Genomic DNA, 23,151 nt, shown 5'->3' on the forward strand with positions numbered 1-23,151 from the left:
AGACCCTCGCCGCCGCGCGGCGGGCCGCCGCGCCGCCGCCGGCCGCGCCGCGGGCCCGGTCCGCCGCCGAGTCGGCCTCCCGCTTCGGCACGTTCCGCCGCGCGGTACGTGGCGAGGAGCGCGCGGCACCGCCCGGCGACACCTCCGCGGAACCGCCCGTGGACACCCCCTCCCTCTCCTCTTCGCGCCCGAAGGACGACACCGAATGATCACCGACAGCACGCTCGACTGGCTGCTGGAGAACCTGCTCGCGAAGACCCCGGGGGCGCGGCACGCCCTCGTCCTCTCCCGGGACGGCCTGAAACTCTGCCGGACCCCCGAGTTGACGGTGGACCAGGCCGACCAGCTCGCCGCGATAGCCGCGGGCATCCAGAGCCTCTCCCAGGGGGCCTCGGTCGAGTTCGGGGACGGCACCGGCGGCGTCCGGCAGGCGATGACGGAGTTCTACGGCGGCGTGCTCTTCGTCGTCGAGGCGGGCGAGGGCGCGCATCTGGCCGTGGTGGCGTCCGAGGACGCGGACGTCGGCCTGGTGGGCCACAACGTGAACGAGCTGATCGAGCAGCTCGGCGACCACTTCAGCGCGCCGCCCCGCGGCGGCTCCGTGGGCGGCGCCGAGGCCCCGGCCGGTGCCGCCGCCGGTCCCGGCGCGGGAGACGGCACGACATGACCCCGCCGAGGTGGTCGCCGCGTGACGAGGACCCGGACCGGCTCTACACCGTCACCGGCGGCCGCAGCCGCTCCGCGGCCGCCGACGCGCAGGCGTTCGACCTGGTGACCCTGGTGGTGGCCGAGTGCGATCCGGCGCCGGGCATGCAGTCCGAGCACGTGGAGATCCTCCGGATCTGCCGCACCCCCACCGCGGTGGTGGAGCTCGCGGCCGATCTGCGGCTGCCGGTCTCCGTCGTCCGTATCCTGCTGGGCGATCTGCTCGCCGCCGGCCGGATCACCGCCCGCCACCCGCAGACCGCCGCGGCGGCGGACCGACTTCCCGACCCCGACATCCTGAAGCAGGTGCTCGTTGGACTCCGCAATCTCTGAGGACGGCGCCGGCGCTCCCGCGGAGCGGCCGCCGTTGCACGACTCCGCCGCCAACGGACTCAAGATCGTGATCGTGGGCGGCTTCGGCGTCGGCAAGACCACCATGGTCCGCGCGGTGAGCGAGATCCGTCCGCTGAACACCGAGGAGACCATGACCCAGGCGGGCGAGGGCATCGACGACCCGAGCGCCGTCCGGGAGAAGACCACCACCACGATCGCCTTCGACTTCGGCCGGATCGGCATCGACCACCGCACCGTGCTCTATCTCTTCGGTGCGCCGGGGCAGGAGCGCTTCTGGTTCCTCTGGGACCGGCTCTTCGCGGGCACGCTCGGAGCCGTGGTCCTGGTGGACACCCGGCGCCTGGAGGACTCCTGGTACGCCATCGACCGGCTGGAGCAGCACGGCACGCCGTTCGTGGTGGCCCGCAACGACTTCGGCGGGCCACGCCACACCCGCGAGGAGATCCGTGCGGCGCTGGACCTGGACGACGAGGTACCGCTGATCGACTGCGACGCCCGGTCCCGCGAGTCCAGCCGGGACGTGCTGGTCGCACTCGTCGACCACGTGTACGGGCTGGCCGCCGCCCAGGCGGAGCGCGCGGCGCTCCGGGCCGAGCCGCAGCCACAGTGAGCGGGCCGCCGGGGCCGTCGCAGCGCGCAAACATCCCCGGCCCGGTGCACTCGGCGGGCCCGCGGCCCGCGGCCCGGGGCTCGCGGCTCCGGCCCCGGCTCAGCGGGCCATGATCAGGCTCATCGCCTCCGAGCGGGTCGCGGAGTCCCGGAGCTGCCCCCGCACCGCCGAGGTGAGGGTCTTGGCTCCGGGCTTCCGGACCCCGCGCATCGTCATGCACATGTGCTCGCACTCGATGACCACGATCACCCCGCGCGGCTCCAGGATCTTCATCAGCGAGTCGGCGATCTGCGTGGTGAGCCGCTCCTGCACCTGCGGCCGCCGGGCGAAGACGTCGACCAGCCGGGCCAGCTTGGAGAGCCCGGTGATCTTCCCGGTGGAGGACGGGATGTAGCCGATGTGGGCGAAGCCCACGAAGGGGACCAGGTGGTGCTCGCAGGAGCTGAGCACCTCGATGTCCTTGACCAGCACCATCTCGTCGTGACCGAGGTCGAAGGTGGTGGTCAGCACGTCCTCCGGGTGCTGCCAGAGACCCGCGAAGATCTCCCGGTAGGCGCGTGCGACCCGGGCCGGCGTGTCCCGCAGGCCCTCGCGGTCCGGGTCCTCGCCGACGGCGATCAGCAGCTCGCGGATGGCGTCCTGAGCGCGCTTCTCGTCGAAGGTGCCTATGGAGCCCTCGCCGTCCAGCGTCACCGGATCGGTCATGTGTGCCTCGTTTCTCCTACCTGCGCAAAGCCGCGCCCCTCAGGGTAGAACCCGAGGGGCGCGGCAGGCATTCCGGCACCGGGCCGGAGCGCGGGTCAGCTCTCCGGACGCGGGTCCGGATGCGGTTCCTCCGTACGCTCGGCGGGCCGGGTGACCGAGTCCGAGGGACCGATCTCCTTGCCCTTCTCGATGGACGGCGGGGAGCCGTTAGCCGAGACCGCGGCCGGCACCGAGACCGGGGGCCGGGTCGACGGCGTACGACGCGTGGAGCCGGTCCACGCCGGGCGGGGCGGACGCTTGACCACCGGGCGGAAGATCTCGGCGATCTCCTCCTTGCCGAGGGTCTCCTTCTCCAGCAGCGCCAGCACGAGGTTGTCCAGCACGTCCCGGTTCTCGACCAGGATCTCCCAGGCCTCGTTGTGCGCCGCCTCGATCAGCTTCTTGACCTCCTCGTCCACCAGCCCGGCGACCTCCTCGGAGTAGTCGCGCTGGTGGGCCATCTCCTTGCCCAGGAAGGGCTCGGAGTTGTCGGAGCCGAACTTGATCGCGCCCAGCCGCTCGGTCATGCCGTACTGCGTGACCATCGCGCGGGCGGTCGCCGTCGCCTTCTCGATGTCGTTGGCCGCGCCCGTGGTCGGGTCGTGGAAGACGAGCTCCTCGGCCGCGCGGCCGCCCAGCATGTACGCGAGCTGGTCCAGCATCTCGTTGCGCGTGGTGGAGTACTTGTCCTCGTCCGGCAGGACCATGGTGTAGCCCAGGGCACGGCCTCTGGAGAGGATGGTGATCTTGTGCACCGGATCGGAGTTGGGTGAGGCCGCCGCGACCAGGGCGTGTCCGCCCTCGTGGTACGCGGTGATCTTCTTCTCCTTGTCGCTCATGATCCGGGTCCGCTTCTGCGGCCCGGCCACGACCCGGTCGATCGCCTCGTCCAGGAACTTGTTGTCGATGAGCTTGCTGTCGCTCCGGGCGGTGAGCAGCGCGGCCTCGTTGAGGACGTTGCTCAGATCCGCGCCGGTGAAGCCGGGCGTGCGGCGGGCCACGGCGCCGAGGTCGACGTCCGGGGCGACCGGCTTGCCCTTCTGGTGCACCTTGAGGATCTCCAGCCGGCCCTGCATGTCCGGCCGGTCCACCGCGACCTGCCGGTCGAAGCGGCCCGGGCGGAGCAGCGCCGGGTCGAGGATGTCCGGGCGGTTGGTGGCGGCGATCAGGATGACGCCGCCCTTGACGTCGAAGCCGTCCATCTCGACGAGGAGCTGGTTCAGCGTCTGCTCGCGCTCGTCGTGACCGCCGCCCATGCCGGCACCGCGGTGGCGGCCCACGGCGTCGATCTCGTCGACGAAGACGATCGCCGGGGCGTTCTGCTTGGCCTGCTCGAACAGGTCCCGCACCCGGGAGGCGCCGACTCCGACGAACATCTCCACGAAGTCGGAGCCGGAGATCGAGTAGAACGGCACCCCGGCCTCGCCGGCCACGGCACGCGCCAGCAGCGTCTTGCCGGTGCCGGGCGGACCGTAGAGCAGCACGCCCTTCGGGATCTTGGCGCCGACCGCCTGGAACTTCGCCGGTTCCTGGAGGAACTCCTTGATCTCCTGGAGCTCCTCGCAGGCCTCGTCGGCCCCCGCGACGTCGGTGAAGGTCGTCTTCGGCGTGTCCTTGGTGATGAGCTTCGCCTTGGACTTGCCGAAGTTCATCACCCGGGAGCCGCCGCCCTGCATCTGATTCATCAGGAACAGGAAGACGATGATGATCAGTACGAACGGCAGCAGCGACAGCAGCATGCCGACGAACGGGTTCTGCTCGGACGGCGCGATGGTGTAGCCGTCCGGGACGTCCTTGCTCTGGTATTCGGCCTGGAGCTGCTTGGCGAGGTCGACGCCCTGGTCGTCGATGTAGCTCGCCTTGATCTTGTCGCTGCCCTCGACCTTCTCGCCGTCCTTGAGCTCCAGCTTGACGATCTGCTCGTCGCCGGTCGTGAGCTCGGCCGACTTCACCCTGTCATCGTTGATCGCCTGGACGACCTGCGCGGTGTCCACCGTCTTGTAGCCGCCGGACGACCCGACGACCTGCATCAACACGACCACGGCGAGGACGGCCAGCACGATCCACATGACCGGCCCGCGGAAGTATCTCTTCACGTCCATCCACACGGAGCGGTTCGCGCCCCGTCCCTCCTGCCACAGTGAGTTGAAAAAGGCTTACCTTCGGACGGTACCTCAGCATTGTCACCCGGCGCGGCCGAGGACGGTCAACCGTCCGCTCTCCCACCCTCAACGCGGGGAGCGGCGGATCCGTTCCCGGTCCGTCCGAGTGGTGCCTGCGGCTCAGCCGCCGTAGACATGCGGAGCGAGCGTGCCCACGAAGGGCAGGTTGCGGTACTTCTCCGCATAGTCCAGACCGTAACCGACCACGAACTCGTTCGGGATGTCGAAGCCGACCCACCGCACGTCGATGGCGACCTTGGCGGCGTCCGGCTTGCGCAGCAGCGTGCAGACCTCCAGCGAGGCCGGCCCCCGGGAGCCGAGGTTGGACAGCAGCCAGGACAGCGTGAGCCCGGAGTCGATGATGTCCTCGACGATCAGCACGTGCTTGTCCTGGATGTCCGTGTCCAGGTCCTTCAGGATGCGGACCACGCCGGAGGACTGGGTGCCCGCGCCGTAGGAGGAAACGGCCATCCAGTCCATGGTGGCCGGCGTGGACAGCGCACGGGCCAGGTCCGCCATGACCATGACCGCACCCTTGAGCACCCCGACCAGCAGCAGGTCCCGGCCCGCGTACCGCTCGTCGATGGCCTCGGCAAGCTCGGCCAGCTTCGCGTCGATCTCTTCCTTGGTGATGAGCACCGACTGCAGGTCGTCGCCCATGTCTTTCTCGTCCACCCGTGCCGCTCTCGCTCGATGTCGGTGCCGGCCGCCTCGCCGCCGTCGCACGCGCGCCGGCGCCGGCTCAGCTCTGCCGGATGACCAGTCTGCCACCCTGCCGGCGGGCCTCGACCCGCCCGGGCAGGTTGATGGCCCGCTGGCCGCGCCAGGCGGTGATCAGCCGGTCGACCTCCTCCACGTGGCGGGCGAAGAGCGCCCCGGCGGGGGCGCCGGCGGCCACGGCGGCCCGCCGCAGCACCCGGCGCCGCACGGCCGCGGGCAGCGCGTACAGCCGGGCGACGTCCAGCTCGCCGGGCGCGCCCCGGTCGGTGCGCACGGAGCGCTCGGCCTCGTCGGTCCAGGCGTCCAGCGCGTCCGCGTCGTCCCGGGAGAGCCGCGCGGTGCGGGCGAGGGCCTCGACGACCCCCTTGCCGAGCGCCTTCTCCAGCATCGGCAGCGCCTCGTGCCGGACCCGGGAGCGGGTGAAGGCCGGGTCGGCGTTGTGCGGGTCGTCCCAGACGGGCAGCGACTGGACCATGCAGGCCTTGCGGGTGGTCTGCCGGTCCAGGGTGAGGAAGGGGCGGCGGTAGCGGCCGTGCGGGCCGGAGACCGCGGCCATGCCGGACAGCGAGCGGGTGCCGGAGCCCCGGGCCAGGCCCAGCAGCACCGTCTCGGCCTGGTCGTCCCGGGTGTGCCCGAGCAGCACGGCGCCGGCGCCGTGGCGCTCGGCGACGGCGTCCAGGGCGGCGTAGCGGGCGTCGCGGGCGGCGGCCTCCGGACCGCCGGACCGCCCGACGTGCACGGTCACGCACTCGACCGGGTCCAGGCGGAGGTCCTGGAGACGGTCGACGACCTCGGCGGCGCGGTCGGCGGAGCCGGGCTGGAGCCCGTGGTCGACCGTGACGGCGCCGGCGCGGACGCCCAGCCGGGGGGCCTCGAAGGCGAGGGCGGAGGCCAGGGCCATCGAGTCGGCGCCGCCGGAGCAGGCGACCAGAACGAGGGGGCCGGCAGGGGCGGCGGGGCGGCGGTCGGCGGCGGGGTCGTCGCCCGGACCGTCGGCGGCCCGCGGCGCTCCGTCGGGCAGGGCGTCGGGCAGGGCGGAGAGGACGTCGTGCAGAGTGCGGCGGACCGCCAGGCGTATCGCGGCGACCGCGGGATGGGGACCCATGTCCGATTCACTTCCTCGAGGAGAGTCTGGTCACGCTGAGTGTGTCGATGGTGACAGAGCCGAGTTGTGTTCCCCGAGCATCGCACGCGGACCCGTCGCTCACGGTCCCTCGGACGGGTGATTGAGACGTCCGTTCTGTGCAGCAATCCGTGCGGGAGTCCCGTGCGTTTGCGGCCCCCTCCCGGCACCCCGTCCACGCGGCCGCCTCATCCGCCTCGGCCGTCTCATCCGCCTCGGCCGTCTCATCCGCCTCGTCCGGTCTCGTCCGCCTCGGCCGGCTCATCCGCTCGTCCGGTCTCGTCCGCCTCGGCTGGCCCTACGGGCCCCGTCCGCCCCAGGCGCCCCCGCTCAGTCCGTCCTGCGGTGCACCCGGGCGATCCACCCGGCCGGCTCGGCGATCTCCGCCTTGGTGGGCAGGGTGTTCGGCGAAGTCCACACCTTGTTGAACCCCTCCATCCCCACCTCGTCCACCACGGTCCGTACGAACCGCTCGCCGTCCCGGTACTGCCGCAGCTTCGCGTCCAGCCCGAGCAGCTTCCGCAGCGCCTGGTCCAGCCGCCCGGCGCCGCTGGCCCGGCGCTTCTGGAACTTCTCCCGGATCTCCACCACCGTCGGCACCACGTTCGGCCCGACGCCGTCCATCACATAGTCGGCGTGCCCCTCCAGCAGGGACATCACGGCCGTGAGCCGCTGCAGGATCTCCCGCTGGGCGGGCGTCTGCACCAGCTCCACGATGCTGTGCTCGGTCCGCTCGCCCTCCTCGCCCTGCGGCCGGGCCCCGGTCAGCGACTGGGCGACCTCGCGCAGCCGCTCCAGCAGCGTGGAGGGGTCCACGTCCGTCTCGCTCAGGAAGGCCTGGATCTCGCCGCGCAGATGGTCCCGCAGCCACGGCACGGCGGTGAACTGCGTCCGGTGCGTCTCCTCGTGCAGGCACACCCAGAGCCGGAAGTCGTGCGGCGCGACGTCCAGCTCCCGCTCGACGTGTACGACGTTCGGTGCGACCAGCAGCAGCCGGCCGCCGCCGTCCGGGGCGGCCGGCAGCTCCCGCGTCGCCGGGGCGAAGGTCTCGTACTGGCCCAGCACCCGGGAGGCCAGGAAGGACAGCAGCATGCCCACCTCGACGCCGGTGACCTTGCCCCCCACGGCGCCCAGCACGGCCCCGCCGGGCATCCCGGCGCGGCGCTCCTGCATCTTGCCGAGCAGGGGGGACAGCAGCTCGCGGAAGCCGGCCACGTTGGCCCGGACCCAGCCCGGCCGGTCCACCACGAGCACCGGGGTGTCCTCGGCGCGCGCCGGCCGCAACCGGGTGAAGCCGCGCACGTGCTCCTCGGACGCCTCCGCGTGCCGCCGCAGCTCGGCGACCACCTCGCGGGCCTCGTCCCGGCTGATCTCGGGCCCCGGCCGCACCAGCCGGGTCGCGGTCGAGACCGCGAGATTCCAGTCGACCATCTCCACACCACCGAGGCTCGTCATGACTTCACGGTACGTCCCCGCGGCGCGCCGGGCCGGGTGAGCGACGAGACAGACCCGTTCCGGGGAGTCCGGTGCCCGCAGCCGGGCGCCGGCCGGTTCTCCGGGTGGGCGGGCACGTGGCGGCTCGTCGTGCCCGCGGGAGCCCTCGGGCCCGGCTACCGGTCGGCGGACCCGCCGGTGGACTCCCCGGTCTCTCCGCCGGCCGGCCGGAAGACGCACACCTGCACCCCCGTGCCGCTGGTGACCGTGGAGACCAGCTCCAGCGTGCGCAGCTCCCCGTCCTCCGGGAACACCTTCTTCCCGCCGCCGAGCAGCACCGGCATGATCATCAGCCGCAGCTCGTCGACCAGCCCCTCCCGCAGCAGGGTGCGCGCCAGCTCGGAGCTGCCCATGACGACCAGGTCCCCGTCACCGGCCGCCCGCAGCTCCCGGATCCGGGCGACGGCCTCGCCGCCGGGGAGGCGGGTGGAGTTCTCCCAGGTCAGGTCGGCGTCGGTGAGGGTGTCCGTGACGACGTACTTGCGGAGGGAGTTCATCCGGTCGGCGAACGGGTCACCCGCGCGCTCCGGCCACGCGGCCGCCATGGTCTGCCAGGTGCGGCGCCCGTAGAGCAGCCCCTCGGCCCCCTGCAGGGTCTCGTCGAAGGCGCCGCCCAGCACCTCCGGGTCGAAGAAGGGCTGCGTCCAGCCGCCGTGGGCGAATCCGCCGTCGGTGTCCTCGCCGGGGCCGCCCGGCGCCTGCACGACGCCGTCCAGGCTCATGAACTCGATGATGACGATGCGCACGGGACCGGCTCCTCTGCTCGCTCAGGTGAGTGTGCGACCGTACCGACTGCCGGACCCCCCGAGAATCATCGGTCCCGCGTCGCCCCGGGCTGTGACCCGTCTCACAAACCGGCCGGGCCGGGCGCCGCACCGCGCGCGCCGGGCACCGGCCCGGCTCAGCGGCAGCCGCAGTTCGCGAGGGCGGAGGCGAACCGGTCCAGGGCGGCCTGGGCGCCGTACCGGTCGGTGGTGCCGGTGGTGAGGAAGGCGAAGGCCAGCATCCGCCCGTCCGCGTCCACCACGGTGCCCGCCAACGCGTTCACCCCGGTCAGCGTGCCCGTCTTCGCCCGGACCAGGCCCGCGCCGCCCGCCCCGTCGTAGCGGCCGCCGAGCGTGCCGGTGAATCCGGCGACCGGCAGGCCGGTGACGGTCGCCCGCAGCTCCGGGTGCTCCGGGTCCGCGGCGACGCCGAGCAGCCGGGGCAGCAGCCGGGCGGTGACCTTGTCCGCCCGGCTCAGCCCGCTGCCGTCGGCGAAACGCGCCCCCTGCACCGGAAGGCCCAGCTCCCGCAGCCGGTGCCGTACGGCCTCGCCGGCGCCCGCGAAGCTCGCGGGCTCCCCCTCGGCCAGCGCGGTCTGCCGGGCCAGGGCCTCCGCCAGGTCGTTGTCGCTGTGCGTGAGCATCCGCTCGACCAGCGCGGAGAGCGGCGCGGAGCGGTGCACGGCCAGCTTCTCCGCCTCCTCGGAGGCGGTGACCTCGCGGGGCCGGCCGTCCGTCCGTACGCCGTGCCTCCCGAGCCGCTGCGCGAACTCCCGGGCGGCCTCGGCGGCCGGGTCGGCGGCCCGCGGCGCGGGCCCGTGCCGGCTGCCGTCCAGCCGCGCCTCCTCGACCATCAGCGGGCTGACGGGGGCGAGGTTGTTGTTCGGCCCGATGGTGTGCTGGACGGGGCCGCGGTAGAGCGAGGCGTCGTAGCCCAGCCGCACCGTCCCGCCGGCCCCCTCCGCGCGCAGCGCGCGGGCGGTCCGGGCGGCCAGCGCGTCGAGCTGCTCCTCGGTCACGGTGGGATCGCCGCCGCCGACCAGCACCACACGCCCGTCCCGGCCGGGCTCTCGCACCACCCGGGTGGCGATCCGGTGGGACGGGCCGCGGGCGTCGAGCACGGCCACGGCGGTGGCCAGCTTCACCGTGGAGGCCGGGGTGACCGGCCGGTCCGCGGAGGAGGCGAAGAGCTCCCGGCCGGTGACCGCGTCGACCACGGCGGCGGCCCGCACCCGTCCCAGCGCGGGGTCCTTCAGCAGCGGCCCGAGCGCGTCGGCCAGCGCGGAGGGGGTGGGGGGCGGCGGAGCGTTGTCCGCGGAGGTGCCGGGGTCCCCGGACGCGCCACCCGGCTCCGCGGCGGCCCCGAGCGCGGAGAGCACCTCCGGGGCGCTGGGCGCGGGCGCGGGCTCCCCGGGGGCGGCCGGGGTGTGGTCCTGGCCACTTGCGTCCCCCTCGGCGGCGGCGCGGGCGCGTTCGGCCGTACGCTGGCCCGAGTCCCACGGTCCCGCCACGGCCACCGCCGTGCACGCGACCGCCAGTCCCCCGGCGGTGGCACCCGCCGCCACCCGCCACGTCCGCCGCCGCTGCGGCGGAGTGGTCCGCCAGCGCCGCCGGACCACCCGTACGGAGCCGAGTACGGCGCGGCGCAGGAGGCGCGCCACGGTCTCGACGAACGCCCGGATCGCGGTGTCACGCACCTCGGACCAGCCCCTTTCGCGAGCACACACGTGCGTGGGGGACACTTAATCACCAGAACATGTGTTGATCACGGAGGAGCCTCCCTTGGAGTTCGACGTCGTCATCGAGATCCCGAAGGGGTCGCGGAACAAGTACGAGGTGGATCACGAGACCGGCCGCATCCGGCTGGACCGTCACCTCTTCACCTCGACCGTGTATCCCGCCGACTACGGCTTCGTCGACCACACCCTGGGCGAGGACGGCGACCCGCTGGACGCGCTGGTGCTGCTCGAGGAGCCGACGTTCCCCGGCTGCATCATCAAGTGCCGCGCCATCGGCATGTTCCGGATGACCGACGAGGCGGGCGGCGACGACAAGCTGCTCTGCGTGCCGGCGTCCGACCCCCGGATGGAGCACCTGCGGGACATCCACCATGTGAGCGAGTTCGACCGGCTGGAGATCCAGCACTTCTTCGAGGTCTACAAGGACCTGGAGCCGGGGAAGTCCGTCGAGGGTGCCAACTGGGCCGGGCGTGCCGACGCCGAGGCCGAGGTCGAGGCGTCCATCAAGCGCCTGGAGGCGCAGGGCGGCCACTGAGGTCTCCCCGGGGCGGCCTGGGGCCGCCCCGGAGACCGCAGCGCGGCCGGAGCGCCCGTGACGCTCCCGCGCCCGGTGCGGCACGCCGCACCGGGCGCGTGGTGCGTCAGGGCGTGACGACGTGCAGGGCGCCGGGGACGGCCTCGGCGGCGAGGGGCAGCGGACCCACGCGCTCGCCGTCGGCGAAGGCGCGCATCGACGGCGTGTGCAGCCGTACCCGCCGGGCCTCGTACGTCTGCACCCGGGGGTGCTCGACATGCGTCCCCCGGTACACCCGCGGGAAGACCCGCAGCAGCTCCGCCCGTCCCACCCCGGGCACCACCGTGATGCCGAGCAGCCCGTCGTCGGCCGCGGCGCCGGGGCAGATGCGCATGCCGCCGCCGTACGAGGCGGTGTTGCCGACGGCGATCAGGGCGGCCTCCAGCTCGTGCCGGACGCCGTCCACGTCGAGGGTGAAGGGGAGCGGGCGGAGCAGCCCCAGCTCGGCGAGGATCGCCAGGTTGTAGCGCATGCGGCCGCGGGGCCACCGCATACGGTTCGCCCGCTCGCTGACCAGGGTGTCGAATCCGCTGGTCAGCACGGTGCCGAACCACCGGCCGGAGCCGGCCGGCCCCGGGGCCCCGTCGACCCGGCCGAGGTCGAGCGTCCGCACCGCCCCGTCCAGCAGCAGGTCGGCCGCGGCGACCGGGTCGCGGCGGGGTATGCCGAGCGCGCGGGCGAAGTCGTTGCCGGTGCCGGCCGGGATCACCCCGAGCGCGGTCCCGGTGCCGGCCAGCGCCTGGAGCGCCAGGTGCACCATGCCGTCGCCGCCGACGACGGCGAGCACCTCGGTGCGCCCCGCGGCGACGCACTCCCGGGCCCGGGCGGCCGCGGCGCCGGCGTCGGGCGCCGCCAGCAGCCGTACCTCGGCGCCGCGGTCGCGCAGCCGCCGAGCCGTCGCCTCGGCGAGGCCGGTGCCGCGGCTGCGCCCGGCGACGGGGTTCACCAGCAGGGCTATGCGTCTGCCCGGTCCGGGAGCGGGGCGCGCGGGGGGCATCAGGCACCGTCCGGGATCAGCTTGCCCGGGTTGAGCACGCCCACCGGGTCCAGCGCCTGCTTGACGGCGCGCAGCATCTCCACCCCCACCTCGCCGACCTCCTCGGTCATCCAGGGCCGGTGATCGGCACCGACCGCGTGGTGGTGGGAGACGGTACCGCCGTGCGCGGCGACGGCGTCGCCCGCGGCCCGCTTGGCGGCGGTCCAGCGGGCGAGCGGGTCGTCGCCGCCGGCGGCGACGACGGTGAAGTAGAGCGAGGCGCCCTCCGGGTAGAGGTGGGAGATGTGGCAGGTCACCACGGGCGGCCCGGCCTCCGTGGCGAGGGCTCCGGTGAGCGCCCCGGTCACCTCGGCCCGCAGCTCCTCCAGCCGGGACCAGGTGGTGGCGGTCTCCAGCGTCTCGGCGAGCACCCCCGCGGCGAGCAGTGCGTCCCGCAGGTACGGGGCCGTGTACCGGCTGTGCCGCCAGTGGGCGACGGGCTCCTCGCCGAGGCGGCTGCCACCGGCCGCGGTGAGCAGCCGGGCGGTCTCCGCGTGGCGGGCGGCGACCTGCTCGGCGGTGCCCTCGTGGGAGACGACGGCGAGGCAGCCCCCGGTCGCGGTGGGCGCCTCCTGCGCCCCGGAGAGGGCGGCGTTGACGAAGGTCTCGGCCTCGTCGGAGAGCCGTACGACGGTGGGGAGCCCGGCGCCGTCCTGGGCCAGCCGCCGCAGCGCGGCGGCGCCGGTGGCGAAGTCGGGGAAGGACCAGGCCTCGTCGCGCTGCACCTCGGGGACCGGCACCACCCGGACGGTGACCTCGGTGACCACGCCGAACAGGCCCTCCGAGCCGAGCAGCAGCTGCCGCAGGTCGGGGCCGGCGGCGGAGCCGGGGGCCCGGCCGAGGTCGAGGGTGCCGCGGGGTGTGGCGGCGCGCAGCGAGAGCACCATGGCGTCGAAGCGGCCGCGCCCGGCGGAGGACTGCCCGGCGGAGCGGGTGGCGGCGTAGCCGCCGAGGGTGGCGTACTCGTAGCTCTGCGGCTGGTGGCCGAGGGTGAAGCCGTGCGCGGCGAGCAGTTCCTCGGCCTCCGGGGTGCGCAGGCCGGCCTGGAGGGCGGCCGTACGGGAGACCGGGTCCACGTGGAGCAGCCGGTTCAGCCGGCGCAGGTCGAGGGCGATCAGCGCGCCGAAGCGGCCGCGCAGCGGCTCGACGCCGCCCACCACACTGGTGCCGCCGCCGAACGGCACCACGGCCACCTCCTGCTCGGCGCAGACCCGGAGCACCGCCTCCACCTGCGCGTGGTCGGCGGGCCGCAGCACCGCATCGGGGGCGGCGGAGACCTCGCCGGCCCGGCGGCGCAGCAGGTCGGGCGTGCTCTTGCCGCCGGTGTGCCGGACACGGACGGCGTCGGAGGTGTCCAGGTGTGCCTCCCCGACCACCTCGGCGAGCGCGGCGCGGGCCGCCCCGGGCAGGGCGCCCGGCGGCACCCGCAGCTCCTCCTCGGCGGGCGCGGGCACGTCGTGCGGGGTGACGCCCAGCACGCTGCCGAGCAGGCCGCGGACGGAGTCGGGCAGTGCGGTGGCGCGGTCCGGGTCGCCCCAGGCGTACCAGGACATCTCGCCGACGGGGTGGCGGGGTCTTGTCATGCGTTACAGTCTTACATGTGATGTCAATCAGAAACGAGGGGTCGGACGCCGCCTCCGCAGGTTCCGCCTCGCCGGGGCCGGCTCCCCCGGGTCCCGCCGCGCCGGGAGCCGCCTCCGCAGGGCCGGTCACGGAGGCCGCGACCGCCGATGGGGCCTTCGAGCCGGCGCCGCGCGACCCGGTCGCCGACGCCCTGCTGGACGCCGCCCACCAGTGCATCGCCGCCTTCGGGCTGCGCCGCCTGACCCTCACCGACGTGGCCCGGCGCGCGGGGGTGAGCCGCCCCACCGTCTACCGCCGCTGGCGCGACATCCACACCCTCGTCGCCGACCTGCTCACCCGCGAGGTGCGGTCGGTCCTCTTGACCGCCGCCGAGGAGGCCGGCCGGCCCCCGCAGCCCGGCCGCACCCGGGAGCGGCTGGTCCGGCTCGCGGCCGGGCTGCTGCCCACCCTGCGCTCCCACCCGCTGCTCTCCCGGATCCTGGAGACGGAGCCCGAGGCCCTGGTCACGTACACCTTCCAGCGGCTCGGCTCCAGCCAGCGCGGCGCGCTGGAGCTGCTCCGGCCGGAGATCGCCGCCGGGCAGGCCGACGGGTCGATCCGCGCCGGGGCCCCGGAGGAGCTGGCCCGCATGGTGATGCTGCTGGTCCAGACGGCCGCCACCTCCTGGCGGCTGGTGGACGACGTGCTGCCGCTGGACCGGCTCACCGGGGAGCTGCGGCACCTGCTCGACGCCTACCTGCGGCCCGGCGGCACCGACGGACCGCCCCCGCCCGCCGAGGAGCCGACCCCATGACGACCACGCCCGCCCCCGCCTCCTCCCTGAACGCCGCACGCCGCGCCCGCGACCTCGACCGGCTCAGCGACCGCCCCGAGGTCGACCTGCTGGTCGTCGGCGGCGGCATCACCGGCACCGGCGTCGCCCTGGACGCCGCCTCCCGCGGCCTGTCGGTGCTGCTCGCCGAGCGGCACGACCTGGCCTTCGGCACCAGCCGCTGGAGCTCCAAGCTGGTGCACGGCGGCCTGCGCTACCTGGCCAAGGGGCAGCTCGGCATCGCCTACGAGAGCGCCCGCGAACGGCATCTGCTGCTGGCCCGCACGGCACCGCACCTGGTGCGGGCGCTGCCCATGCTGCTGCCGCTGCACGAGAGCGTCAGCCTGCCGCAGGCCGCGCTGACCCGTACCGGCTTCCTGCTCGGGGACGCGCTGCGGGTCGCCGCCGGCACCCGCCGCGGCACCCTGCCGCGCACCCGCCGGGTCTCCCGCGAACGGGTGCTCGACCTGGCCCCCGCCCTGCGCGCCCAGGGCCTGCGCGGCGGCCAGCTCGCCTACGACGGGCAGCTCGTGGACGACGCCCGGCTGGTGATCGCCCTGGCGCGTACGGCCGCCGCCCACGGCGCCGCCGTCGTCACCCGCTGCGCGGCCGAGGAGCTGCACGGGCGCGGCGCGGTGCTGCGCGACGGGCTGACCGGGGAGCGGCTCCAGGTGCGGGCCCGCGCGGTGGTGAACGCCACCGGCGTCTGGGCGGACCGGCTGGTGCCGGACGTGCGGCTGCGCCCGAGCCGGGGTTCGCACCTGGTGCTGCCCGGCGCGCTCTTCGGCGGACTGCGCAGCGCCCTCACCGTGCCGGTGCCGGGCGAGACCAACCGCTTCGTGCTGGTGCTGCCGCAGGACGGCGGCCGCGTCTACGTCGGCCTCACCGACGAGCCGCTGGACGGGCCGGTGCCGGACGTACCGGGGGTCCCCGAGGAGGACGTGACCTTCCTGCTGGACGTGCTCGGCAGCGTGCTGACCACCCGGGTACGCCGCTCCGACGTGTTGGGCGCGTACGCGGGGCTGCGCCCGCTGCTGGACGGCGGCCCGGGCCGCAGCGCCGACCTCTCCCGCCGGCACGCGGTGCTCACCTCCCCGGACGGCGTGGTCACGGTGGTGGGCGGCAAGCTGACCACCTACCGGCGGATGGCCGAGGACGCCGTGGACACCGCGCTGGCCCGCTCGGGCCTGACCGCCGGACCGTGCCGCACCACACGGCTGCCACTGGTCGGCGCCGGCTCCCCCGTCGCGCTGGCCCGGCTGCACGCCCCGGCACACCTGGTCGCCCGGTACGGCACCGAGGCGGAGGCGGTGGCCGCCCTGGCCGGCGTCGACAGCGACGGGAACAGCGGCCACAGCGGGAACGGCGGGGGCACCGAGGACGCCGGAGCGCTGCCGGAGGGGGTCACCGGCGCCGAACTGCGCTGGGCGGTCCGGATGGAGGGGGCCCTGGACGAGCAGGACCTGCTGGAGCGGCGCACCCGGATCGGCCTGGTCCCCGCCGACCGCGAACGCGCCCTGCCCGCAGCCCGCGCGGCCCTGACCGCCCCCTGACACCGCCGGCGCCCGTCACTCCGGGATGTTCTGCTCCGCCCACACCACCTTGCCGCGCGGCGTCCGGCAGGACCCCCAGCGGCGGCAGAGCATGTTGACGAGCTGCAGCCCGCGGCCGCCCTCGTCGCTCACGTCGGCGTGCTGGATCTGCGGCAGATCGGGGCCGGTGTCCGACACCTCCACCATCAGCCGCTCGTTCCGCAGCATCCGCAGCTCGCCGGGGCCCTGGCCGTACCGCAGCGCGTTCCCGACCAGCTCGCTGACCACCAGCTCGGTGACGTCGGCCAGTTCGGCCAGGCCCCACAGCCCGAGCTGCTCCCGCACCAGCCGCCGGGCGGTGGACGCCGCGGTGCCGCCCGCGGGCAGGTCCCAGACCCTCAGCTGCACGTCCGCCGACGGCTTGCACCCGGAGGCGATCAGCAGCACCGCCTCGTCGAACCGGCCGGCCCCGCCGGGCACCGCGGCGAGCAGCCCGCCCTCGTCCAGCCGCCGCCCGGAGAGCCCGGCGGTGGTCTCGCGCAGCCGCCGCAACTGCACGTCGACGTCGTCCACCCGGTTCTTCACCAGCCCGTCGGTGTAGAGCACCAGCCGGCTGCCGGCCGGCCCCTCCAGCCGCAGCGGGTCGTACGGGATCACGCCGGTGCCCAGCGGCGCACCGACCGGCACGTCCACGTACGCCGGGGTGCCGTCCACGTCCACCAGCAGCGGCGGCGGATGGCCTGCGCTGGCCAGGGTGTAGCCGGCGTCGGCGGGGTCGTAGACCGCGCACAGACAGGTGGCGACCTGATCGTCCTCCAGGTCACGGGTGGCCAGGTCCAGCCGGGCCAGCACCCGTTCCGGCGCGATGTCCAGGGTCATCAGGGTGCGGGCCACGGTACGCAGCCGGCCCATGGTGGCGGCGGCGGGCAGGCCGTGCCCCATCACGTCGCCGACCACCAGGGCCGTACGGCCGCTGGGCAGCGACACCACGTCGTACCAGTCGCCGCCCACGCCGTGCGCGTCGAACGCGGGAGCGTAGTCGACCCGCACGTGCAGGCCCGGCGTGTTGGGGGTGGCCCGCGGCAGCAGGCTGCGCTGGAGCGAGACCACGTGCTCGCGCTCGCGCCCGTACAGCCGGGCGTTGTCGATGGAGACGGCCGCCTTGGACGCGAGCTGCTCCGCCAGCGCGACATCGGTGGGGGTGAAGGGCGGGCTGCTGCCGGCGCGCACGAAGTCGGCGGATCCCAGCAGCACCCCGCGCGCGACGAGCGGCACCGCCATGTAGCTGTGCACGCCCTTCTGCCGCATCTTCGCGGCGGCGCTGGGGGTGGGGGCGACGCGTGCGTAGTCCTCGTCGCGCATCCGGCTCACCAGCACCGGCTTCCGGCCGCGCAGGCACTGGACCGTCAGCAGCGTCTCGTTCCGCTGGGTCTGCTGCACGAGCTCGCCGACCGGCGACGGCTCCAGCTCGGTGAGCCGGTCGATCGCGTGCACCGCCATCGCCCGGGTGACCGGGGTGTCCGCGCCCCTGCCGCGCTCGCCCTCGCCGCCGCGCAGCACGGACTCCAGCAGATCGACGGCCGCGCCGTCGGCCAGCCGCGGCACCGCGAACTCGGCCAGTTCCTGCGCGGTGCGCTCCAGGTCCAGCGTCGTGCCGATCCGGGTGCCCGCCGCGTTGAGCCAGCCCAGCGGGCTGCGGGTGCCGAACGCGTCGCCGTTCCCGCCCTCGCCGCCGTCCCGGAAACGGATCCTCCGGGCGACGACGCCCCGCCGCGAGGCGGCGCCCTGTGCGGCGAGCCGGGTGGTCAGGCGCCGTGCGCGGCTGCCACCGTCCACCGTGCCGGCCTCCCGTCGCGTGCTTCGACGCCTCGCTGCCACAAGTGTGCCCCCGGAACCGGACGATCGCCTGCTGAGGCGGCCATGCTAGCCAGACCGGGGCGTTCCGATCACCCGTTGTGCGGGAGCCGGTTGCGACCGGTCGGGACGACCCCGGCACGGGAGCGCTCCCCGGTGCGGCGCGGGCCGCGCGAGTCGGCCCGGCGTCCGGTGGACAGCCCGCCGCGACGGTGCGGCGGGCAGCCGGCAAGGACGCGGGCCGCGGGGCTGGTGGCGACGGCCTGCGCCGCGCGCGGCACGGACCCACGCACGGCACCGGCTGACGCGGCACGGACCCACGCACGGCACGGACCCGGACGGCCACGGCTGTGGCGGCTGCGGCGGCTAGAAGCCGCGGGTGCGCTTGGCCGCGCGCCGGCCGGGCAGCGGGGACTCGGCGCCGGGCGTCTTCATGAAGAGCCGGGCCAGCTCACCACCGAGGTTGACCCCGATGGCGATGGCCAGCGCCAGCGCGATCGCCCGGGCGATGTGGGCCATGCCCGGGTCCATGTTGCCCTGGGCGATGTTGAGCAGGCCGAAGTACGTGGCGCTGCCCGGGAGCAGCGGACCGATCGCCGCGGTGATGTACGGCAGGGACGAGGCGAACTGGTAGCGGGAGGCGAGCTGTCCGAAGAGACCGACCAGCCCGGCGGCGGCGAAGGTGGACGCCACCGGGTCGATCCCGCCGACATGGTCCATGGCCGCGTAGACCGTCCAGGCCACCCCGCCGTTCAGGGTCGCCAGCAGCACGGTGTGACGTTCCTGCTGGAGCAGCACGCAGAAGGCGAGCGCCAGCAGCATCGCCGCCATGAGCTGGATCCCCGGCGGCTGGAGGTGCGGCTGCGCCTCCGGGTCGGGCGCGGCGCCCAGTTCGGAGCCGACGTACAGCACGATCAGCACGCCGCAGACGATGCCGACGATCAGGTAGATGACCTCCAGCAGGCGGGCCGAGGCGGTGATGTAGAAGCCGGTGAGCCCGTCGTGCACGGCGGCGACCAGTGCCCGTCCCGGGATCAGCGCGAAGAGCCCACCGGTGATCACGGCGCCCTCTCTCAGCCCGGCCATCGGCCCGCTGTCCGCCAGCGCGACGATCACGCCGATCCCGGCCGGCGGCATCGCGGCGGCCACGAACTGGTAGAACTCCGGCAGCCCGCGCCCGGCGAAGAACCACGCCAGCCGGTCGCCCAGCATGGCGCCCAGCGCGGCGAGCACGAACACCAGTCCGCCACCGCCGACCAGCAGCGACGCCGAGCCCGCCAGCAGGCCGCTGGCGAGGGTGAGCGCGCCCTTGGAGAACGGGTGCCGGTTACGGCGGATCTCGGCGAGCCGCCGGTAGGACTCCTCCAGCGTCACCTCGCCGTGGGTGATGTCCGTCACCAGCCGGAAGACCGCCGCCAGCCGGGTGTAGTCGGTGCCCCGGCGGCGCACGGTCCGGCTGAGCGTGACCGGGTCGTCCACCAGCGAGGGCTGGTGGGTGATGGAGATCAGCGTGAAGGTGACCGTCGGCTCGCAGCGGTCCAGCCCGAAGGCGTGCGCCACGCCGAACATGGCGGCCTCGACGTCCTCGGCGCCCTCGCCCCCGGCCAGCAGCAGCTCGCCGATACGGAGCGTGAGGTCGAGGACGCGGGGCACGGAGGGCCCCGCCTCGGTCTCTCCGCTCTCGTCCCGCTGCGGCCGCTCCGGTGCAGGCCGCTCGGCGAGCGGCATCCGCACCATGGTGCGCATCCGGTCCTGCCACGGGCCCTTCCGGGACAGCGGCCCGATGACCGGGATGCCCTCGGGCGGCGTGAAGTGCTTGCCCGGCTCGTACGCCGGGCTCGTGACCAGGCCCTCGGGGACCTTGAACTCCGAGCTGGGGTGGTCGCCCTCCGGCGCAGGCGGCAGCGGAACGCCCTGAGGCGGGGTGAAGGCACTGTGCGCCTCGTCGGACTGAGGCTTGTGTTCCTCGGGACCCGGGTCGGATCCGTTCGCGTGCCATGCTCCGCGCCCGTGGGACTCGCCGGCCACTGTCCTCCTGCTCCTTCGTTCCGCTACAGCCCCCTTGGCTGGCGAGTAGCACAACGCCGGAGCCCGTGCCCGCCGTTCCCCGTAATCCTGCCGGGAAACTGCGACTTACGTCACAGGATCTCCACTGCGTGTGCGATGCCACGGAACAGCATGCAGCACACCGGGGCCATCCGCCGAACGGGCGTACCCGGTCGTCCGCCGGGTACGCCCGTTCACCCGCGGCCGTTCAGCCGCTCAGCCGTTCGACCACTCGGTGGTCCGGTCGTTCAGCTGCTCGGCCACTCGGCCGTTCAGCCCCGGTGGGCGGCGTTCGCCAGGATGGCCTCCCGCAGGTACGCGGCCAACCCCTCCTTCGCCTGGTCGATGTTCCGGGTGAACCGCTCGTCGGTGACGTACATCTCGGCCAGCCCGGTGTGGATCTCGTACGAGCAGGCGTAGAAGTGCCGGCTGATGTGCTGCCGGTGCTCCTCGGCCAGCTCCCGCGCCTCCTCCCCCTCCGGCGCGGCGCCGGCCTCCATCAGCGCGACGAAGCGGCGGTTGAGGTCGTCGGCCTCGGCGTTGATCCGCAGCCAGTCCTCCTTGGTGTAGGAGGCGGCGCGGCGCTGCGACTCCCGGTAGGCGTCGGTGCCGCCCCAGCGCTCCTCCGCCTCCTCGGCGTGCGCGTCGGGGTCGAAGTCCCCGAAGACCTCGAACTTCTCCTCGGGCGTGAGGTTGATGCCCATCTTCCGTGCCTCCATGGCTCGCTGGACGGCCTCGGCCATCTCCCGCAGCCGGTCGATGCGTCCGGTCAGCAGCGTGTGCTGCCGGCGCAGGTGCTCGACGGGGTCCGCGTCCGGGTCGTCGAGCAGTTCGGCCACCTCCTCCAGCGGGAAGCCCAGTTCCCGGTAGAAGAGGATCTGCTGCAGCCGGTCCAGGTCCGCATCGTCGTAGCGGCGGTGCCCGGCCGGCGTACGCGCGCCCGGCCGCAGCAGCCCGATCTCGTCGTAGTGGTGCAGGGTGCGCACCGTGACGCCCGCCACCCGCGCGACCTGGCCGACGGAGTAGCCCATTCGGCCTCCTTCTCTCGCTTGCGGGTCCACGCTGCCGCCTCACGCGACGTGAGGTGCAAGCCCGGCGGCGCGGCGTCCGTGCGGGACGGGACGGACGTGGACGGGCACGGGCACGGGGCGGGCGGAGGCCGGACCGGGCCCGGAGGAGCGGCGCCGGACGCGGCTACGCGTACGGGTTCTCCACGCCCGGCGGCAGGACCTCGACGCTGCGCTCGCCCTCACCCGCCATGACGTACGCCCCGGCCTCCAGCCGCTCGATGAGCCCGCGGGTCCACTCCGCACCGCTCCGCGCGGTGTGCACCCACAGCCTCATGATCTCGCCGATGTGCCCCCACTCCTCGGGCGCGCCCTCCGGCGTCCACTCCCGGGCGACCTCCGCGCTCCACTCCTCCAGTGCGGCGACCCGCCGGCGCAGCAGGGCGAGCGCCTCCTCCCGCGGCAGGTCGACGAGGAAGCCGACGCCGGAGGTGAGCATGTCCGGCTTCTCGTCCACGGCGGTGAGCGCGTGCCGCAGCATCCGCAGGTACTCCGCCTCGCCGGACGGGGTCAGCTCGTACTCGGTGCGCGGCGGGCCGCCCGCGGTGCTCGGGGCGGTGTCGTGGGCGCGGAGCAGTCCCTGCCGTGCCATCTGCTTCAGCGCGTGGTAGATCGATCCGGGCTTGGCGTTCGACCACTCGTGGGCGCCCCAGAACTCCAGGTCGTTGCGCACCTGGTAGCCGTGTGCGCGGCCGTGCTGGCGCACCGCGCCCAGCACCAGCAGCCGGATCGCCGACATTCCGTCCTGCCTCCCTGTCCCGGTACGCGCGGCGGCGCCCGGGGCCGCACGGCCCCGGGCGACCAGGGTAGGGCGCCGACGGTACGCCGCCCCGCCGTACCCGCCGTCAGCCCCACTCGGGCTCGGGCGCGGCGCCGGTCTCCCAGACCAGTTCGAACGCGGTCTTCCGGTCGATCGACTCCCGGATGATGTCCGCGTGGCCCGCGTGCCGCGCGACCTCGCTGATCAGGCTCAGCAGCATCCAGCGCCAGGAGCGCGGTTCCTTGGGGAACCAGGGCGCCTCGGGCAGCGTGAACGTGTCGTCCAGCGAGGGCACCGCACGCACCAACGCGTCCGTCTCCCGGGCCACCTCCTCGTAGTGCGCGAGCACGGAGTCCACCGTCTCGCCGCTCTCCAGCCGGAAGCAGCCGTCCCAGTTGGACTCGTCCCGCGCCACGGGGTGCGGCAGGCCGCGAGCGTCGCAGAGCCAGCCCTGCTCCACCTCGGCCACATGCTTGACGAGCCCGGCGAGCGAGAGCGCGCTGACGGTCGGCCGGCTGGTCGCCTGGTCCGCGTTCAGCCCGTGCAGGGCGCGACGGATCCCGCCGCGCTGGGCCTCCAGGTAACCGAGCAGGGCTCCGCGCTCGTCACCGGGGGTCTCGGCATCCACCAGAGTCGGCATGATCGTCACCTCTCGTCGGGGCCCGTGGGGGCCTTCCGGCTTCCGATGACCTCACGCTACGAGGGCATGCGGTCAGGTTCGGTCCGCAAGGGGTGGGCCGGGCGGGTGGCGCCGGCGGGTGGTGCCGGGCGGCGTCGCGGCCGGGTGGTGGGGGAATGGATGGGCGGGTGCATTGCGGCGTCGCGGCCGGGGTGGGGCGGTCGCGTAGCCGGGCGCGGGTGGCCTGTCGTTGCGGTCACTGCTTGGCGGGCTACGAGGGGAGGGGTGCCTCGCCGGGGCGCGCTCATGCTGCCGGTGGCGGGTGGGTGGTCGGCCGGCGTTCACCCGCCAGTGACGGGGCCGGCCCGCATGACCAGGTCGGTAAGCCGGAGACGGGCTTGCGCTAGCTGGCTGCTGCCGCGCGGTGGCCGAGGCATCGTCTTCTCGCTCCGCTCGTTCCCCGTGCGTGGCACTGCACGATCCGCCTGCGGGCCGTTCCGGAGTGGGGGTACGCCCACTCCGCGAGCGCACCAGGGGCTTGATGGCCGACGCGGAGCCCGGCAGGCGCGCGACGCCGTGGGTGAGGGGTCGGCCGGGCCCGCGCCGCAGGCCCCGCCCGCACCGTGATCTTGTACTGGTCCACGCTTTTGACAGATTTGGGCCGATTTTTGTCAATAGCGTGGACCAGTACAAGATCGTCGGAGATTTGTCAGGGGCGGTGCCCATTGGCGCCTCTTACGCCTGGCCCAGGCACCGCCTGGCGGGTGCTGGCCCGGCTCGCCAGGCCATGGGGCGGACCGGCAGGCCGCGCGCTGGATGCCCGGCCGCCGCGAGACTGCAGGGCGGAGCATGG

General features: G+C 74.5%; 20 protein-coding genes and 1 pseudogene. 7 read left to right on the forward strand and 14 right to left on the reverse strand.

The window, feature by feature from the left end; translation table 11 throughout:
• The 4 genes and pseudogenes from HOY81_RS18160 to HOY81_RS18175 form a co-directional block, all read left to right on the forward strand.
• A pseudogene (locus tag HOY81_RS18160) lies at positions 1-209 on the forward strand (hypothetical protein); the annotation flags it as partial.
• Positions 206-667, forward strand: a complete 462-nt coding sequence (locus HOY81_RS18165) for a roadblock/LC7 domain-containing protein (protein ID WP_237321499.1) — start codon at positions 206-208, stop codon at positions 665-667. The pseudogene HOY81_RS18160 and the gene HOY81_RS18165, both read left to right, overlap by 4 nt.
• Positions 664-1,038, forward strand: a complete 375-nt coding sequence (locus HOY81_RS18170) for a DUF742 domain-containing protein (protein WP_237321500.1) — start codon at positions 664-666, stop codon at positions 1,036-1,038. Before HOY81_RS18165 ends, HOY81_RS18170 begins: the two co-directional genes overlap by 4 nt.
• Positions 1,019-1,669 (forward strand): ATP/GTP-binding protein, encoded by a 651-nt coding sequence (locus tag HOY81_RS18175; RefSeq protein ID WP_237321501.1) that lies wholly within the window; start codon positions 1,019-1,021, stop codon positions 1,667-1,669. The genes HOY81_RS18170 and HOY81_RS18175 overlap by 20 nt, the downstream gene beginning before the upstream one ends.
• 99 nt (positions 1,670-1,768) lie before the next feature.
• Here the strand turns inward: HOY81_RS18175 and folE are convergent, their stop codons facing one another.
• The 7 genes from folE to dacB form a co-directional block, all read right to left on the reverse strand.
• Positions 1,769-2,374, reverse strand: a complete 606-nt coding sequence (gene folE / locus HOY81_RS18180) for a GTP cyclohydrolase I FolE (RefSeq protein WP_237321502.1) — start codon at positions 2,372-2,374, stop codon at positions 1,769-1,771.
• A gap of 95 nt (positions 2,375-2,469) precedes the next feature.
• Positions 2,470-4,515, reverse strand: a complete 2,046-nt coding sequence (ftsH, locus tag HOY81_RS18185; protein WP_237321503.1) for an ATP-dependent zinc metalloprotease FtsH — start codon at positions 4,513-4,515, stop codon at positions 2,470-2,472.
• A 180-nt stretch (positions 4,516-4,695) separates the two neighbouring features.
• Entirely contained in the window at positions 4,696-5,235 is a 540-nt protein-coding gene (hpt, locus tag HOY81_RS18190) for a hypoxanthine phosphoribosyltransferase (protein ID WP_237321533.1), read from the reverse strand.
• A gap of 82 nt (positions 5,236-5,317) precedes the next feature.
• On the reverse strand, positions 5,318-6,400 hold the full coding sequence (gene tilS, locus HOY81_RS18195) for a tRNA lysidine(34) synthetase TilS (protein ID WP_237321504.1): 1,083 nt from the start codon (positions 6,398-6,400) through the stop codon (positions 5,318-5,320).
• 348 nt (positions 6,401-6,748) lie between these two features.
• Positions 6,749-7,873, reverse strand: coding sequence for a zinc-dependent metalloprotease (locus HOY81_RS18200; RefSeq protein WP_237321505.1), 1,125 nt, complete (start codon positions 7,871-7,873; stop codon positions 6,749-6,751).
• Positions 7,874-8,028: 155 nt separating this feature from the next.
• The gene (locus HOY81_RS18205; protein WP_237321506.1) at positions 8,029-8,658 is read right to left on the reverse strand and encodes a dihydrofolate reductase family protein; all 630 of its coding nucleotides are present in this window, start codon (positions 8,656-8,658) and stop codon (positions 8,029-8,031) included.
• A gap of 155 nt (positions 8,659-8,813) precedes the next feature.
• Positions 8,814-10,295, reverse strand: coding sequence for a D-alanyl-D-alanine carboxypeptidase/D-alanyl-D-alanine-endopeptidase (dacB, locus tag HOY81_RS18210; protein ID WP_237321534.1), 1,482 nt, complete (start codon positions 10,293-10,295; stop codon positions 8,814-8,816).
• Positions 10,296-10,458: 163 nt separating this feature from the next.
• Here dacB and HOY81_RS18215 point away from each other — a divergent pair, with 163 nt between their 5' ends.
• Positions 10,459-10,950, forward strand: coding sequence for an inorganic diphosphatase (locus HOY81_RS18215; protein WP_237321507.1), 492 nt, complete (start codon positions 10,459-10,461; stop codon positions 10,948-10,950).
• A 106-nt stretch (positions 10,951-11,056) separates the two neighbouring features.
• On the opposite strand, the gene HOY81_RS18220 is transcribed toward HOY81_RS18215, so the two are convergent.
• Both HOY81_RS18220 and HOY81_RS18225 read right to left on the reverse strand, forming a co-directional pair.
• Positions 11,057-11,986, reverse strand: a complete 930-nt coding sequence (locus tag HOY81_RS18220) for a diacylglycerol kinase (protein WP_237321508.1) — start codon at positions 11,984-11,986, stop codon at positions 11,057-11,059.
• Positions 11,986-13,608 carry an FAD-binding oxidoreductase gene (locus HOY81_RS18225; protein ID WP_237321509.1) on the reverse strand — a complete coding sequence of 541 codons (1,623 nt, stop codon included), beginning with the start codon at positions 13,606-13,608 and terminating at the stop codon, positions 11,986-11,988. Before HOY81_RS18225 ends, HOY81_RS18220 begins: the two co-directional genes overlap by 1 nt.
• Positions 13,609-13,628: 20 nt before the next feature.
• Here HOY81_RS18225 and HOY81_RS18230 point away from each other — a divergent pair, with 20 nt between their 5' ends.
• The gene (locus HOY81_RS18230) at positions 13,629-14,402 is read left to right on the forward strand and encodes a TetR/AcrR family transcriptional regulator (protein WP_237321510.1); all 774 of its coding nucleotides are present in this window, start codon (positions 13,629-13,631) and stop codon (positions 14,400-14,402) included.
• A complete protein-coding gene (locus HOY81_RS18235; RefSeq protein ID WP_237321511.1) occupies positions 14,399-15,973 on the forward strand; it encodes a glycerol-3-phosphate dehydrogenase/oxidase in 1,575 nt (524 codons plus the stop codon). The genes HOY81_RS18230 and HOY81_RS18235 overlap by 4 nt, the downstream gene beginning before the upstream one ends.
• Positions 15,974-15,988: 15 nt before the next feature.
• Here HOY81_RS18235 and HOY81_RS18240 read toward each other — a convergent pair whose 3' ends face one another.
• The 5 genes from HOY81_RS18240 to HOY81_RS18260 form a co-directional block, all read right to left on the reverse strand.
• A complete protein-coding gene (locus tag HOY81_RS18240; RefSeq protein WP_237321512.1) occupies positions 15,989-17,788 on the reverse strand; it encodes a SpoIIE family protein phosphatase in 1,800 nt (599 codons plus the stop codon).
• 384 nt (positions 17,789-18,172) lie between these two features.
• Entirely contained in the window at positions 18,173-19,834 is a 1,662-nt protein-coding gene (locus tag HOY81_RS18245; protein ID WP_237321513.1) for a threonine/serine exporter ThrE family protein, read from the reverse strand.
• Between the two features lie 290 nt (positions 19,835-20,124).
• Positions 20,125-20,883 (reverse strand): MerR family transcriptional regulator, encoded by a 759-nt coding sequence (locus tag HOY81_RS18250; protein ID WP_237321514.1) that lies wholly within the window; start codon positions 20,881-20,883, stop codon positions 20,125-20,127.
• A 163-nt stretch (positions 20,884-21,046) separates the two neighbouring features.
• On the reverse strand, positions 21,047-21,658 hold the full coding sequence (locus HOY81_RS18255; RefSeq protein ID WP_237321515.1) for a PadR family transcriptional regulator: 612 nt from the start codon (positions 21,656-21,658) through the stop codon (positions 21,047-21,049).
• Positions 21,659-21,764: 106 nt separating this feature from the next.
• Positions 21,765-22,319: a DinB family protein gene (locus HOY81_RS18260; RefSeq protein WP_237321516.1), complete on the reverse strand. Its 555-nt coding sequence runs from the start codon at positions 22,317-22,319 to the stop codon at positions 21,765-21,767.
• Positions 22,320-23,151: the final 832 nt, after the last annotated feature.

Origin of the sequence: Streptomyces sp. JJ36, from assembly GCF_021696945.1 — a bacterium.
GTDB lineage: Bacteria > Actinomycetota > Actinomycetes > Streptomycetales > Streptomycetaceae > Streptomyces.